Origin of the sequence: Actinacidiphila yanglinensis (genome assembly GCF_900107965.1) — a bacterium.
Lineage (GTDB): Bacteria > Actinomycetota > Actinomycetes > Streptomycetales > Streptomycetaceae > Actinacidiphila > Actinacidiphila yanglinensis.
The window spans coordinates 653508-666482 of record NZ_FNVU01000002.1 but is presented as its reverse complement, the minus strand read 5'-3'; the positions used below and the strand labels follow the sequence as shown (position 1 = coordinate 666482).

The following is a 12975-nucleotide window of genomic DNA, read 5'->3' as shown; positions in this document are numbered from 1 at the left end:
GCACCGGCGGGACCCGGCCCGGAACGCGGTCCGGGGCACGGGAGTTCACCCGGGCACCCAGGCCCCCCGCCACCCAGGCCCCCGGCACCCCGAACCCCCGGCACCGGGGTTCACCCGAGGGGCAGCAGCTCGCTCCGGTGCCGCGCCACGTGCCGGTGCAGGGCGGCCCGGATGAGGTCGACGGCCTCGGGGGCGGGGCTGTCCCTGCGGCGGCTCAGGGAGTACGCCAGGACGAACCGGACCTCGGCGGGCAGCACCCGCACCAGGTCCGGTTCCGGCTCGGCGAGGAAGGACGGCAGCAGGCCGATCCCGGCGCCGCCCCGGGTCGCCGCGACCTGGGCGTGCACGCTGGTGGAGGCGAGGCCGACGCCGGTCCCGGCGAAGCTGCGGGCCAGGTCGAGTTCGGCCACCGCCAGGTGGGAGTCGACGTAGAAGACCAGCCGGTGGTCGGCGAGGTCGGCGGTACCCCGCAGCGGGCCGTGCCGGCGCAGGTAGTCGTGCGCGACGTACAGGCCCAGCTCGTAGTGGGTGAGCAGTTCGGAGGTGAGCCAGCCCTGCCGGGGCTCCCCGATGCTGACCGACAGGTCGTACCCGGCCGCGCGCGGGCTCAGCGGCCGGGTCATGGTGACCAGCTCGACGCTGACGCCGGGGTGTTCGCGGACCACCTCGGCGATCGCCACGGGGGCCAGGGTCGCGCCGAAGCCGTCCGGGGCGGCGATGCGGACGGTGCCGCGGACGGTCCCCTCCTCGCCCCGGACCGCGGCGCGCACGTCCTGGACGATGTCCTCCAGCCGGACGGAGCGCTCCACGACGCTGCGGCCGACCTCGGTCAGCACCCAGCCGTCGGGGCCGTGCTCGATGAGCGTGACGCCCAGGCCCGATTCCAGCCGGCGCAGGCGGCGCCGGACCGTGGTGTGGTCGATACCGACGAGCGCCGCGGCCGCGACCAGCCGGCCGGTGCGCGCGAGGGCCAGGAGCAGCCGGAGGTCGTCCGTGGAGACGTCGTCGCGAGGGGGCATCCGCCCATTGTGCGAGTCGCCCGGCCCGGCCGCGGACGCGGCGGGCCGGGCGGGGCCGGTCAGCCGAACCGGCCCTGGACGTAGTCGGTGGTGCGGGGGTCCTGGGGGTGGTCGAACATCGCCTCGGTGGAGCCGTGTTCGACGATGACCCCGGGGGTGCCCTGCTCGGCGAGGAAGAAGGCGCACTGGTCGGAGACCCGCGCGGCCTGCTGCATGTTGTGGGTGACGATGACGATGGTGACCTCGGCGGACAGCTCCCCGATGGTCTGCTCGATCCGCCGGGTCGAGGTGGGGTCGAGCGCGGAGCAGGGCTCGTCCATCAGCAGTACCCGGGGCCGGACGGCCAGCGAGCGGGCGATGCAGAGTCGTTGCTGCTGCCCGCCGGACAGCGCCCCGCCCGGCTGCCGCAGCCGGTCGGCGACCTCCCGCCACAGGCCCGCCTTGCTCAGGCACTCCTCGACCAGGCCGTCGCGCTCGTCGCGGGTGGCCTTGACGCCGTTCATCTTCAGCCCGGCGAGCACGTTGTCGTAGATCGACATCGCCGGGAAGGGGTTGGGCTTCTGGAAGACCATGCCGATCTCGCGTCGGGCATGGGTGATGCGGCGGCCGCGGTCGTAGATGTCCTCGCCGTCCAGCAGCACCTGACCCGCGAGCGAGGCGCTGCCGACGAGTTCGTGCATCCGGTTGAGGATGCGCAGGAAGGTGGACTTGCCGCAGCCGGACGGGCCGATCAGGGCGGTGACGTGCCGCGCGGGCATGGTGAGCGAGACGCGGTCCAGGACCTTGTGGTCGCCGAACCAGGCGGAGACCTCGCGGGCGTCCAGGGTGGCCGGGTGCGCGCCGGGGGCGGACGAGCCGGGGACCGCGGACGGACCGGGGGCTGCGGACGGACCGGGAGCGGACGGCCGCACGGGCACGGGCGGCAGTTCCACGGTCTTGTCGGTGGCTGGCATGGCGGGCGATCCCCTCGGGGCGGGTGTGGGTGGGTGGGTCACATCAGGTTGGGCAGCAGCGCCGTGGCCGCTCCGGACAGGGCGATCACCAGCGCGGTGAGCACCGGCAGTCCAGCGATCCAGGTCTGCCAGCGGCCCCAGCGGCGGTACGCCCAGCTGACGGCGACCGTGGCCACCAGCAGCGCCTGGAGCCACAGCAGCACCGGCAGCCATGCCGACTGGTCGCCCGCCAGCGGCAGTTCGGCCGCCGGGACGGCGCCGCCGGCCGCCGGCGCGGGCTGCGCCTGGCCGACGAGCCGCGCGTCGACCCGCAGCACGCCGTGCGGGGTGTAGTAGCCGCCGGTCGCGGTCACCAGGGTCAGCCGGCCCTGCCCTGCGGTCAGCGCCACGGGGTCCTGGTCGCCGGCCCGGCGGGTGCCGGTGACGGTGTAGTGCTGCTGGCCCTGGCCGGTGGTGACGGTGATGGGGTCCCCGGCGCGCAGCTGGTCGAGGTGGTTGAACGGGCTGCCGTACCCCCACTGCCGGCCGAGGATCGTGCTGGTGCCGGGCTGGCCGGGCAGCGGGGTGTTCCGCAGGTGGCCGGGACCGGACATCAGCACCTCCGAGCTGGTGCCCTGGAACACCACCTCGCGCAGACCGATCGCGGGGATGTGCAGCACCGCCACCGGGGCACCGTTCGGGACGGGCCTGCCCTGCTGGTCGCGGGGGCCCACCGGAGCGGTGCCGAGGGCGAGTTCGTCGCGCAGCCGGTCGTATCCGGTCTGCTGGGCGCGGGCGTGCTCGATGTGGCCGAGCACGGTGAGATGCGCGGCGAAGCCGAGCAGCAGCGCGGCCAGGAGGGTGAGTGCCGCACCCGGGACGGTGAACCGCGGGTCGGGGCCTTTGCGCTCCTGCGCGGGCACCGCCGGCTGCGACCCCTGCGGCGAGGACGGGTGCGAAGGCGGCGGCCCGGCCTCCGGCTGCGGCGGTGAGATGACGGCCACGGGTGGCTCCTTGGGTGCGGCGTGGGCGAGGGGTGCGGTCGGGCGGTGCACGGGTGCGTGCCGGTGCGGCGGTGCGCGCCCGGCGGGTACGGCGGTGCCGCCGTACCCGCCGGGCGGGGGCTCAGTCCTTCGGGTGCGGGCCGAAACTGAGCAACTTGCCGTCCCGGCGCACCCGGTGGACGGCGTAGCCGCCGCCCGCGGCGAGCACCAGGGCGAGCCCGGTCAGCGGGAGGACGCCGCCCGCTCCGGTGGCCGCGAGCGATCCGCCGCCGCCGGACGACCCGCCGGTGCCGGTGCTGCCGCCGGATACGTCCTCGCCCGCCGACCCGGTGGTCCCGGTGGTCCCGGTCGTGCCGGTGTCGCCCGAGGTGGTGCCCGAGTCGCCGGCGGTGTCACCGGCGGTGGTCCCCGAGTCGCCCGCGGTGTCGCCGGCGGTGGCGCCCGAGTCGTCCCCGGTGTCGCCCGACGTCGTGCCGTCGGTGCTCCCGGCCGCGGCGCCGGTGGTGAACGGGAAGTCCACCGCGATGTGGCTGGTGTGGCCGGTGAGGGTCAGCTTGTGGCTGCCGTCCGCGATCGAACCGGGCAGCGTGTACGCGAGGTTGTCGACCGCCCCGGCGCTGTCGGCGGTCGCGGTGGAGGGTGTCGCCGCGGCGCCGTCCAGGGTGAGGTCCACCGTCTCGCTGGTGCTGCCGGAGACCGCCGGGAGGAAGCCCGCCGCCGTCAGCGAGAGCTTCTGGCCGCCCGCCAGGTTCGGCGTGTCGCTCAGGGCGTTGCCGGTGTCGTCCAGCGCCGTGAGGGACGGCTCGTCGACGATCGAGTAGCTCGCCGTCGTGGAGCTCTGGGTGTACTTGGTGCTGTCGTCCGGGACGAAGGTCGCCCCGAGCGGTACCACCAGCGGGTTGGCCACCGCCGGGAGTTGGGCGGTCGCCGTGCCGTTGGTCACGGTGGCCTCGGCGATCTGCGAGGTGCCGTCCCGCAGGAACCGCACCTTCCCCGCCGCGTCGGCCGGCTGGACCTTCGCGGTGAGGGTGACCGTGTTGTTGACCACCGCGTGGCCCACCGGATCGGTGGTGAGGGTGACGCTGGTCTGCGTGGCCGGCGCGGCCTGCTTGATCGCCCAGTTCTGCCCGGTGATCTCGAGGGACGTGGTGTACGTCCGCAGGGCCTGGTCGGTGGCCGGTGTGGTGGTGCCGCACTCGACGGTGAGCGGGTAGGTGCCGTCGGCGACGGTCCGCAGCGCGGTGGTGATGGAGTTGTAGAGCTCGCCGCTCGGCGCGGTGGCCGGCAGCGCCACCTCGGCCGGGACGGAGGTGTACGGGGCGCCGTCGCGGACGAGCAGCAGGATCTTCGACGTGCCGTCCGTCGCGACCAGCGAGACCCGCAGCCCGTCCTGGTAGGGCGCCGGGCACCCCGCCGACAGCGACAGCCCGGTGACGAAGGGCTTGTCGGTGACGGTGCCGCTCGCCGGCGTGAGGGTCACGGTGCCGTCGATCTCCGCTCGCGCGGTCCCCGATGTGGTGAACACCAGTGCACCGGTGCCCAGGATCAGCGCCGGCACGCTCAGCAGTGCGGCGCGCATTCTTCGTTTCATCTCTCCTCGTCCCCTCGGGGATGCGGTCGGTGGTGCGGTGCCGTCCTCACGGCGGCAGCCGGGCACCTGTGGGTGCCCGGCCGGTGGCGCGATGGTGCTGGTCAGCCCGTCATGACGGCCACTTCGTGGTGAAGGTGAAGGTGACCGAGACATGGCTGGTCCGACCCCTGAGGGTCAGCGTGTGGGTGCCGTCGGCGATCACGTACGGCACGTGGAGGTCGTAGCCGGTCACCGCGCCGGCGGCGTCGGTGGTGACCGCGGGGAAGAAGCCGAGCGCGCCGCTGACGGAGGCCGTGACCTCTTCCTCGGAAGCGGGCAGGAAGCCCTGCGCGGAGACCTCGACGTGCTGACCGGGCGTCAGCCGCGGGGTGTCCCCGAGCGCGTTGCCGGCCGCGTCGGTGACCTGGATGCCCGGCGCCGCGGTGAACGCGTACGAGAAGACCGCCACGTCCTGCGCGTAGCCGATCGGGTCGGACGGCACGAAGGTGGCGACGTAGCGGCGCACGCCCGGGTTGGCGTTGGCCGGCGCGGTGACCTGCGCCGTGCCGTTCACCACCGGGACGGGGCTGCCGATCGGGTTGGTGTTGTCGGTGGTGAAGCGGACCGTGCCGCTCGCCGCCGCGCTGACCCTGGCGGTCAGCGTGAAGGTGTTGCCGGCCTGCACGTGGGTGGCCGGGTCGGCGGACAGCCGCAGCGTGGTCTCGACCGGGGCGGGCAGGTCGGCGACGGTGAAGGTGCTCCCGCTGACCTGGACGAAGCCGGTGGCCGTCGGCCGGTCCGGGAAGTCGGCGTGGTCGGCGTTGCCGCAGACGACGTGGATCGGGTACACCCCGTCGGCGACCGGCACGTGCACGATCTGGAAGGCGGACGCGAGCGACCGCACCAGGACGCCGGTTGCCGGCTGGGCGGGCGGCCGCGTGGTGACGGTGTCCGCGCTGTAGGGGGCGCCGTCGGTGAGGTTGAGGGCCAGCGCGGACTCGCGGCCGTCGGGCACGACGAGGTACACGCCGAGGTTGTCCTGGTAGCCGGCCGGGCAGGCACGGGCGACCGAGACGAGGCTGAACGGCGAGCTGTCGGTGAGGCTGTCGCTGCGGGCGGTGAGCGTGACCTTCGGTCCCGCCGGGTCGTGGCGGGTCGCGGTCTGCGCACTGGCGGTGCCGGTCGCGCCGAGCGCGGCACCTGCGCCCATGAGCAAGGTCAACGCGCCGACCAGCGCGCCGTACAGTCTTCGGTTCATCGGTGGTGTCTCCTGGGAGCTCGGAGGGTCGATCGGGTCCGGCCGCCCGGCGGCCGGACCACGGGGGGTACGGCCGGACACCTCCGTGGAGGTGCCCGGCCCCGGCGGTCGGACCGCCCGTCGGTGCGTGCTCAGCGGTACTGAGGTGGTGTCAGAGCTGGAGCGCGCCGGTCAGGCTGACGTCGCCGCAGTCGCTGATGGTGCCGAAGCCGAACTCCTTGATGACGTCGGAGTTGGCGCACACGTCCGAGGTCGAGCCGACGAAGGCCTGCGCGATGTCGGGCTCGGTCAGCCGGGAGGTCTGGAAGACGTTGTAGACGTTGCGGTGGACCGGGAACTGGTCGTTGAGCGCGCCGCTGATGATGGGGGCGGCGTTGTTGATGGAGCGCAGCTGCGCGCCGTGGCGCCGGTCGCGCACCCCGGTCTGCGCGCTGTTGGTCTGCGCGATGTACTGGGCGATGGAGAACGGCGCGATGTCCTCGGAGCCGTTGGCGGCGACGGTGCGCTTCAGCGAGCCGCCGTCGTGCTCCTCGACCGCGACGCCGTCCTTGTCCGTGTCCTTGACGCAGGAGGGCAGGGTGGTGGCGTTGAAGCCGAGGGTGGAGGCCCAGAACTTCCGGGTGCCGGAGCCGGCCTGCGGCACCAGCGGGTGGACGGTCACGCCGCCGATCACCGGGAACTGGCCGGACGGCAGCGCGTTGCCGGTCGCCGGGTCCTGGCAGTTGTAGGCGCGGGTGAGGTCCTGGAGCGAGAAGTTGGCCGGCAGGGTGCTGGTGCCGGAGACCGCCACCGTGACCGCGTCGAGGGCGAAGGGGACCCAGGTGCCGCTGATGCCGGAGGAGGCCGGCAGCGTGGGCTTGGAGGAGGAGCGGGCGAAGTCGAAGTTGTTGGCGCCGGAGTTGATGTCGGCGGCCAGCGCGTTGACGCCCTCGGCCGAACCGTTCGGGCGCTGCACGGCGGCGTGGCCGGCCCGGGTCGTGATGGTGCCGTGCACCGCACCGGTGCTGGGGTCGACCGCGTCGTAGGAGCCGATCAGCAGCGACGCCGGGTCGGCGTCGGGGTCCTGGACCACGGCGCCCAGACCGTTCATCACGTCCTGGGTGGTGTCGGAGCCGACACCGACCAGCTCGCGGAAGTTGCTGCCGGTGACGGGGTCACTGCCCGGGTCGGCCTGCGCGGCGGGCATGGCCAGCCCGAAGCTCAGTGCGGCGACACCTGCGGCGACAGCCGCGCGCTTGGCGAGTTTCACGTTCACTTGCTTCCTCCGAATAAGGCGGATGGAATTTCAGGTGCGACGTGCCGGGGAAAACTGATTCCCCGGTTTTCTGCGGAGAACATCCGGCGCTGCCGGACACCGGTCAGTCTGCCGACCGCACCACCGGGCGGCAACCAAAAGAAAAGCTCCGGTAAAGTGAACAAAGGGACGGTGAAAATCATCTGGATTTTCCTTCCACGGGGCGCGCAAGTCCCCGCCGGGGCAGGAATTCCCGCTGCCCGGTCATGCCGTCCTCCGCCGGAAACGCGGGGGGATCAGTGACCGGCCGGCGCCGCGTATCCCGCCCGCGCGGATCAGCAGCGGTCCGCCGAGCGACCCGGCGATGCCCGCGATCAGCACGATGAGCAGCACCCAGCGCACCGCGCCGAGGAAGGCGCCGGGCGTGGTGCCGCGCGCGTCGGCCGCGGGCTTGCTGCCCGAGGTGCCGTTCGACCCTCCGGTCAGCGCCGCCTTCGACGCGGAGGACGACGGCGAGGCTCCCCCGGCGGCGCTCGCGCCGCCGGTCGCCGACCCGCCGGTGATGCCGGACGAGCCGCCGCCGGAGTCCCCGAAGGCCGTCGAGCCGCCGCCCCCGGACGAGCCGCCCGCCGTACCGCCGGACGCCGGCAGCACGCCGGTGACCAGCTGGGACGCGGCGGTTGCCGCCTGGTCCCGCAGGTGGGCGGTGAGGGGCGCGTAGCCGGGTGGGAGCAGGCCGGGGCCGATACCGGACTGCTGTCCCGGGCCGGTCGCGTAGCGGATCATGGCCGCGTAGTCCTTGCGCGCGGTGGCGTCCTGGCCGAGGGCGGCGGTCGCGTAGGTGACGGTGGTCAGCGGGTAGGCGCCGGGTGTCCTCAGCCCCGGGTCCTCGTCGAGCACCCCGGGGACCGGGCCGTCCTTCCAGCCGTTGACCGCCCTGGTCATGGAGTCGGTGGTCGGGGAGACCCACTGGCCGGCGGGGTTGAGCAGTTCCGCGACGCCGAGCCGGTAGCGGGCGGCGGTGGCCGCGTCGGTCACGCCGAAGGAGAACGCCTGGCCGGGCAGCGTCTGGCCGATCTGCAGTTTCGGCGGCTGGGCGGTGAGGTCGACACCGGTCGCGCCGGGCTGGGCCGCGGTGAGCACCCGCGTCGCGTCGTCGTGCAGCGAGGCGGTGTACGGATTGGCCGCGGTGCTGTCGATGATCAGGTTGGGATAGGCCGCCGACGGCCGATAGGTGGTCGGATCGGGTTTCGGGAATTCCGAGATGGCGGAATCAGCCGGCTTCAACTGGGAAAGGAAATAGGGGTTGATGGTCATGCCCCACGGATCCGGCTTTCCCTCCAGGAAGCTCTTCGCGTCCGGGTCGGAGCGCAGCCATCGCCACAGTTCCGCGATGAAGTCGCCCGATCCCTGCGGCATCGCGATGCCCTCGATCGCGCTGGAGCCTGCGTAGTTCCCGAGGTCGGGATTGAGTTTCAGGAACTCGGGGTCCCTGGAGAGCCCTTCGGCGTTCTCCTTCGGCAGGTTTCCGCGCGGCGGGTCGGTGCCGGGCACGTCCCACTGGTAGGAGCCGGTGAGCATCTTCGCCACCAGCCGCGCGTCGAGCCTGATCCTGGGCACCATCTTCGTCGACGCCGCGACCTCGACGTTGTAGCTGATCACCAGGCCGGACATGGACACCGGCGCGTAGACGACGGGTTTCCCCTGCGGGGGCGGCGAGATCGGTGCCTCCATGAAGGCCAGCCCCGGTGAGCCGTCGGTGGGCCGGGTGACGGCGCTGCGCCCGAGGTCGTCGGTCTCCCGCTCGTAGCCGAAGGTGATCCTGTCCTCGGTGCACAGCGTCGGCTGCCAGGAGGTGATCGCCTCCTCGGCCATCTCGGAGCCGATGGTCATCTGCTCCTTCTGGCCGATGGTGCAGTAGCCGCCGATCGGCGCGAAGTCCAGCCGGAAGACGATGCGCTGGGCCCAGTTCGTCGCGGACAGCGGCGAGGTGGACAGCCCGCCGTTGCCGAGGTCGGGGATGGTGCCGTCGGGCTCGTGGGTGCCGCGCGGGACCACCACCAGCCAGCACGGCTCGGGGGCGGCGCCGTCCTCGGCCACCGCCCCGCAGCCGAGGTAGTCCGCGTCGACGGCGGACAGCAGGTCGATGACGGCCTCGCCGGTGCCGTCGGCCGCGGTGGGGGCGAAGTCCTGCTCGTTGCTGGTCAGTGCGGTGAAGAAGGTGTTGGTGTCGGTGCTGGCCGCGCCCTTGACCGGCTGGAAGGGCAGCGTCTGCCCGCCGCCGGTGTACGTGGTCTCCTGCGGGTCGTACAGCGCGGTCGTGGCGGGGTAGCCCACCATGCGCCGGGCCGTCTGGGAGGGGGCGATGCCGCCCGGCGGCGCCCCCATCTCGCACTGCTCGCGGGTGGGACCGTCCGGCGAGTTCCCCCAGCACTCCATGATCTGGAGGAAGTCGTAGCCGAACTGGGTGCCGTTGGCCATCGTGGTCGGGGCGCCGCCGGACCAGGACACCTTCAGGCCCTGGTCGCGCAGTCCCTTCGTCTGCTCGACGGTCACCTTGAGCGAGGAGAAGTCGTCCCAGGTGCCCTTCGTGCCGGACCTGGTGACCGCCGAGCCGCTGCTGTCGGCGGCGTGCGCCGCGGTGGTGCCCGCGGGCAGCGGCAGCAGCACCAGGCCGACCGCCGCGAGCAGTGCGGACAGCAGGCCGCCCAGGCGTACCAACTGCGCCCGGCCCTCTTGGGGGTGGTTACGCACTGCCATGACGCTTTCCTGTCCTGGTGGTGAGCCGGCGGGCGATGGTGGGCGGGGCGACGACGACGGCGAGCAGCAGCAGCGCGGACAGGCCCATCAGCCAGGTGCGCAGGCCCCAGAAGGACTCGGAGCCGACGGAGACGGTGGAGGCCGCGATGTCCTGGCCGCCGTCGCCGCTGCCACCCGCGTCACCGGTGGACAGGCCGGTGTCGGGGTCCACTCCGCCGGAGGTACCGGCGGAGGTGGCGCCCGCGGTGGTGGTCCCGGAGCCGGCGCCCGAGGTGCTGCCGGAACCGGCGGTGGTCCCGGAGCCGGTGCCCGAACTCCCTGCCGTGGTACCGCTGCCGGAGCCCGCGGTGCCGGCGGAGGAACCGCCGGTGCCGCCGCCGGCCGAGGACTTCACCGGGGTCTTGACATGGCTCGCGCCACCGGTGCCGTCCGAGCACTGCGTGGGCCCCGCCTTGTCGCAGGACTTGGGGAAGGGCGCGTTCTTCGCCAGCGTGTTGGTGCCGTTGGTGGAGAAGGTCGGGTTGTCGCAGCCCTTGAGGTTGATGCTCTGGACCTGCACCCCGGGGATCCGTTTGAGCTGGTCGAAGCCCGCCTGCACCAGGTTGATCGGCAGCGGTGAGAAGCCCAGTGGCTCGGCCTGGCGTTGACCCTCGCAGAGGAAGTAGTAGCCGAACGCCCCGAGCGTGTTGCCCTTGTCGGTGGTGAAGCCCTTCTCCACCTTGGTCGGCAGGATCATGTAGCTGTAGCTGGACAGCGGATACGTGCGCGGGTCCTTGTAGTGGTAGACGTTGTCGAGGATCTGCGTCAGGTACTGCGACGAGCTCTTGTTCTGGTTGATCTGGGCCTGGGTCAGCGCCACCGCGACGTTGGAGGCGGTGGGCTCGGTGTAGTAGCCGTCGGAGTTCTCGATCTTCGCGACCGGGAAGCCGGTGGTGACCGCGTAGGAGTACTCGACGTAGGTGATGGCGCCGTTGGCGTAGTTCTGCCGCGTGTAGCCGGACACCCCGAGCGAGCCCGACTGGGAGATGAAGCCCGAACCGGGGACCACCGGGAAGTACGACGTCAGGCCGCAGGGCACCGGCTTGCCGACGCGCCGGCAGTAGTCGTTCCACACCGAGCCGTGTTCCTTGGACATCCACAGCGAGAACTGGGCGGTGGTGCCGGAGCCGTCGGAGCGGACCACCGGGATGATCTTGCGGTTCGGCAGCGTCAGCCCCGGGTTGTCGGCGGCGATCGCCTTGTCCGACCAGTTGGTGATCTTGCCGGTGAAGATCCTGCTGACGGTGTCGCCGTTCAGCCGCAGGTTGGTGACCCGCTTCCCGCCGATCTGCAGGTTGTACATGAACGCGGTGCCGCCGGCCACGATCGGCATGTAGGCGTAGCCGCGGGTGGGCGGAGGTTCGCGCACACCGAACTCGGTCATGCCGTACGGGATCTCGGACACCCCGAAGTCGACGGTGCCGTTGCGGAACTGCTGGCGGCCGTCGGAGGAGCCGGTGCCGGCGTAGTCGATCGTCATGCCGTACTGGGTGACGTTGCGCCGCCACTGGTCGATGGCGTTCTGGCTCCAGGTGGAGCCCGCGCCGCTGATCCGCGCGTAGGTGGCCGCGGAGGCGCTCGGCCCCTGCTGGCCGAGTACCAGCAGCGAGCAGATGAGCAGCCCGAGGGCTGCCGCTGCCGCCCGAATCCTTCTCACGATCCGTCAACTCCCTGTGCGGGCCCCTGGTCGGGGTGTGCGTGGTCCTGCTCGGCGGTGTCGGTACGGCCGGGGCCATCGGCAGCGATGCCGCCGGTCGTGACGGTGTCGGCGGCGGCGCTGCTGGTCGTGACGGTGTCGGCGGCGGCGCTCGCGGTGCTGCCCGTGGCGGTGGCCGCGGTGCTCGCGGCGGCGCGCCGGGCGAAGCGCTGCTGGTCCCGGCGGGAGGCGAGCACCGCGCGGTGCGTGCCGCTCCGGGTCAGCTCGCCGGGGCCCCGGCCGCCGATGACGCGGGCGACCACGAAGAGCGCGAGCACCAGCACCACCAGCACCGAGGCGGTGCCGAAGCCGCGCGCGATCATCGCGGGCTGCGGCGACTGCACGAACTCGAACGCGGCCAGCGGCAGCGACACCATCGGGTTGTGCAGCGGCTGGTAGTTGGTGACCGCGGTGAACCCCGCGGTGAGCAGCACCGGCGAGGTCTCGCCCACCCCGCGGGCGGTGCCCAGGATCACCGCGGTGGTCAGCCCGGACCGGGCGGTCGGCAGCACCACGTGCCACACGGTGCGCCAGCGCGGCGAACCGAGCGCGTACGACGCCTCCCGCAGGGTGCCGGGCACCAGCCGGATCACCACGTCCGAGGCCCGGATGATGATCGGCAGCATCATCACCGAGATCGCCAGCGACGCCGCGAGGCCGGACTTGTCCAGGCCGACCGCGAGGATGGCGGTCGCGTAGACGAACAGGCCCGCGACGATGGACGGCAGCGCGGTCATCGCCTCGACCACGGTCCGCACGAAACGCGCGTAGCGGCCGGGCACCTCGTTGAGGAACACCGCGCACAGCAGGCCGGCCGGGACGGTGAGCACCAGGCCGATGGTGATCTGGATCAGCGTGCCGATGATCGCGTGCCGGATGCCGCCGACGGTCAGCGGATCGAGCGGTCCGGCCTTCCGCATGTCCTGGGTGAGGAAGTTGAGGTGCGGCAGCGCCTTGCGCCCGGACCACAGGGTGTAGACGAGGACGAAGGTCAGGGCCACCAGCAGCAGGAGCGCCAGGCTGTGCACGATCGCCGAGGCGATCCGGTCGCGGACCGCGGGGCCGTCCTCGTCGAAGGAGACCAGCAGCGCGTAGAACGCGAGGAAGAGCAGGTACGCGCAGACGACGAAGCCGAGGCCGCCGCTGAAGGGCGCGAGGCGGGTGAAGAACAGCCAGGTGGTGGAGAGGGCCGCGGCCGCCGCGCCGACCAGGGCGAGCACGTCGGACTGCCGCGTGGTGCCGGTGGAGCGGCGCCGCTCGGGAGCGGTGCCGGTCGTCCCGGCGGTGCGCGGCAGCGTGGTGGCCGGCGGTGGGGGCGCGGGATCCCGCGGCGTTTCCGCCCCGCCCGGCCGCGGCGGCTGCGCGGCGTGCGGGCCGGGACCGGCCGCGCCGGCGGCGCTGGTGACATCCGTGGTCATGCGGGGGCATCTCCTCGATCCGCCGGTTGCTGCGCGGCTGGTGTG

10 protein-coding genes are annotated in these 12975 nt (G+C 72.9%); all 10 read right to left on the bottom strand.

The window, feature by feature from the left end; translation table 11 throughout:
• Positions 1 to 110 precede the first annotated feature (110 nt).
• On the bottom strand, positions 111 to 1019 hold the full coding sequence (locus tag C4U44_RS06800; protein ID WP_103884677.1) for a LysR family transcriptional regulator: 909 nt from the start codon (positions 1017 to 1019) through the stop codon (positions 111 to 113).
• Between the two features lie 59 nt (positions 1020 to 1078).
• Positions 1079 to 1972 carry a phosphate ABC transporter ATP-binding protein gene (locus C4U44_RS06795; protein ID WP_103884676.1) on the bottom strand — a complete coding sequence of 298 codons (894 nt, stop codon included), beginning with the start codon at positions 1970 to 1972 and terminating at the stop codon, positions 1079 to 1081.
• Positions 1973 to 2010: 38 nt separating this feature from the next.
• The gene (locus C4U44_RS06790) at positions 2011 to 2955 is read right to left on the bottom strand and encodes a sortase (RefSeq protein WP_103884675.1); all 945 of its coding nucleotides are present in this window, start codon (positions 2953 to 2955) and stop codon (positions 2011 to 2013) included.
• 121 nt (positions 2956 to 3076) lie between these two features.
• Complete coding sequence (locus tag C4U44_RS06785) at positions 3077 to 4546, bottom strand: hypothetical protein (protein ID WP_146088214.1); 1470 nt, start codon at positions 4544 to 4546, stop codon at positions 3077 to 3079.
• Positions 4547 to 4655: 109 nt separating this feature from the next.
• Positions 4656 to 5783, bottom strand: coding sequence for an Ig-like domain repeat protein (locus C4U44_RS06780; RefSeq protein WP_103884673.1), 1128 nt, complete (start codon positions 5781 to 5783; stop codon positions 4656 to 4658).
• A gap of 151 nt (positions 5784 to 5934) precedes the next feature.
• Positions 5935 to 7038 carry a hypothetical protein gene (locus C4U44_RS06775; protein ID WP_103884672.1) on the bottom strand — a complete coding sequence of 368 codons (1104 nt, stop codon included), beginning with the start codon at positions 7036 to 7038 and terminating at the stop codon, positions 5935 to 5937.
• Entirely contained in the window at positions 7035 to 7220 is a 186-nt protein-coding gene (locus tag C4U44_RS41075; RefSeq protein ID WP_146088213.1) for a hypothetical protein, read from the bottom strand. Before C4U44_RS41075 ends, C4U44_RS06775 begins: the two co-directional genes overlap by 4 nt.
• 61 nt (positions 7221 to 7281) lie before the next feature.
• Positions 7282 to 9777 carry a hypothetical protein gene (locus C4U44_RS06770; protein WP_103884671.1) on the bottom strand — a complete coding sequence of 832 codons (2496 nt, stop codon included), beginning with the start codon at positions 9775 to 9777 and terminating at the stop codon, positions 7282 to 7284.
• Positions 9764 to 11473 carry a phosphate ABC transporter substrate-binding protein PstS gene (locus tag C4U44_RS06765; RefSeq protein WP_103884670.1) on the bottom strand — a complete coding sequence of 570 codons (1710 nt, stop codon included), beginning with the start codon at positions 11471 to 11473 and terminating at the stop codon, positions 9764 to 9766. Before C4U44_RS06765 ends, C4U44_RS06770 begins: the two co-directional genes overlap by 14 nt.
• Positions 11470 to 12930 (bottom strand): phosphate ABC transporter permease PstA, encoded by a 1461-nt coding sequence (gene pstA / locus C4U44_RS06760; RefSeq protein ID WP_103884669.1) that lies wholly within the window; start codon positions 12928 to 12930, stop codon positions 11470 to 11472. Before pstA ends, C4U44_RS06765 begins: the two co-directional genes overlap by 4 nt.
• Positions 12931 to 12975 lie beyond the last annotated feature (45 nt).

Excerpts from the sequence above, each read along its gene's own strand:
- C4U44_RS06770 (WP_103884671.1), bottom strand. The coding sequence starts at position 9,777 with ATGGCAGTGCGTAACCACCCCCAAGAGGGCCGGGCGCAGTTGGTACGC.
- C4U44_RS06780 (WP_103884673.1), bottom strand. The coding sequence starts at position 5,783 with ATGAACCGAAGACTGTACGGCGCGCTGGTCGGCGCGTTGACCTTGCTC.
- C4U44_RS41075 (WP_146088213.1), bottom strand. The coding sequence starts at position 7,220 with ATGATTTTCACCGTCCCTTTGTTCACTTTACCGGAGCTTTTCTTTTGG.
- C4U44_RS06795 (WP_103884676.1), bottom strand. The coding sequence starts at position 1,972 with ATGCCAGCCACCGACAAGACCGTGGAACTGCCGCCCGTGCCCGTGCGG.
- pstA (WP_103884669.1), bottom strand. The coding sequence starts at position 12,930 with ATGACCACGGATGTCACCAGCGCCGCCGGCGCGGCCGGTCCCGGCCCG.
- C4U44_RS06800 (WP_103884677.1), bottom strand. The coding sequence starts at position 1,019 with ATGCCCCCTCGCGACGACGTCTCCACGGACGACCTCCGGCTGCTCCTG.
- C4U44_RS06785 (WP_146088214.1), bottom strand. The coding sequence starts at position 4,546 with ATGAAACGAAGAATGCGCGCCGCACTGCTGAGCGTGCCGGCGCTGATC.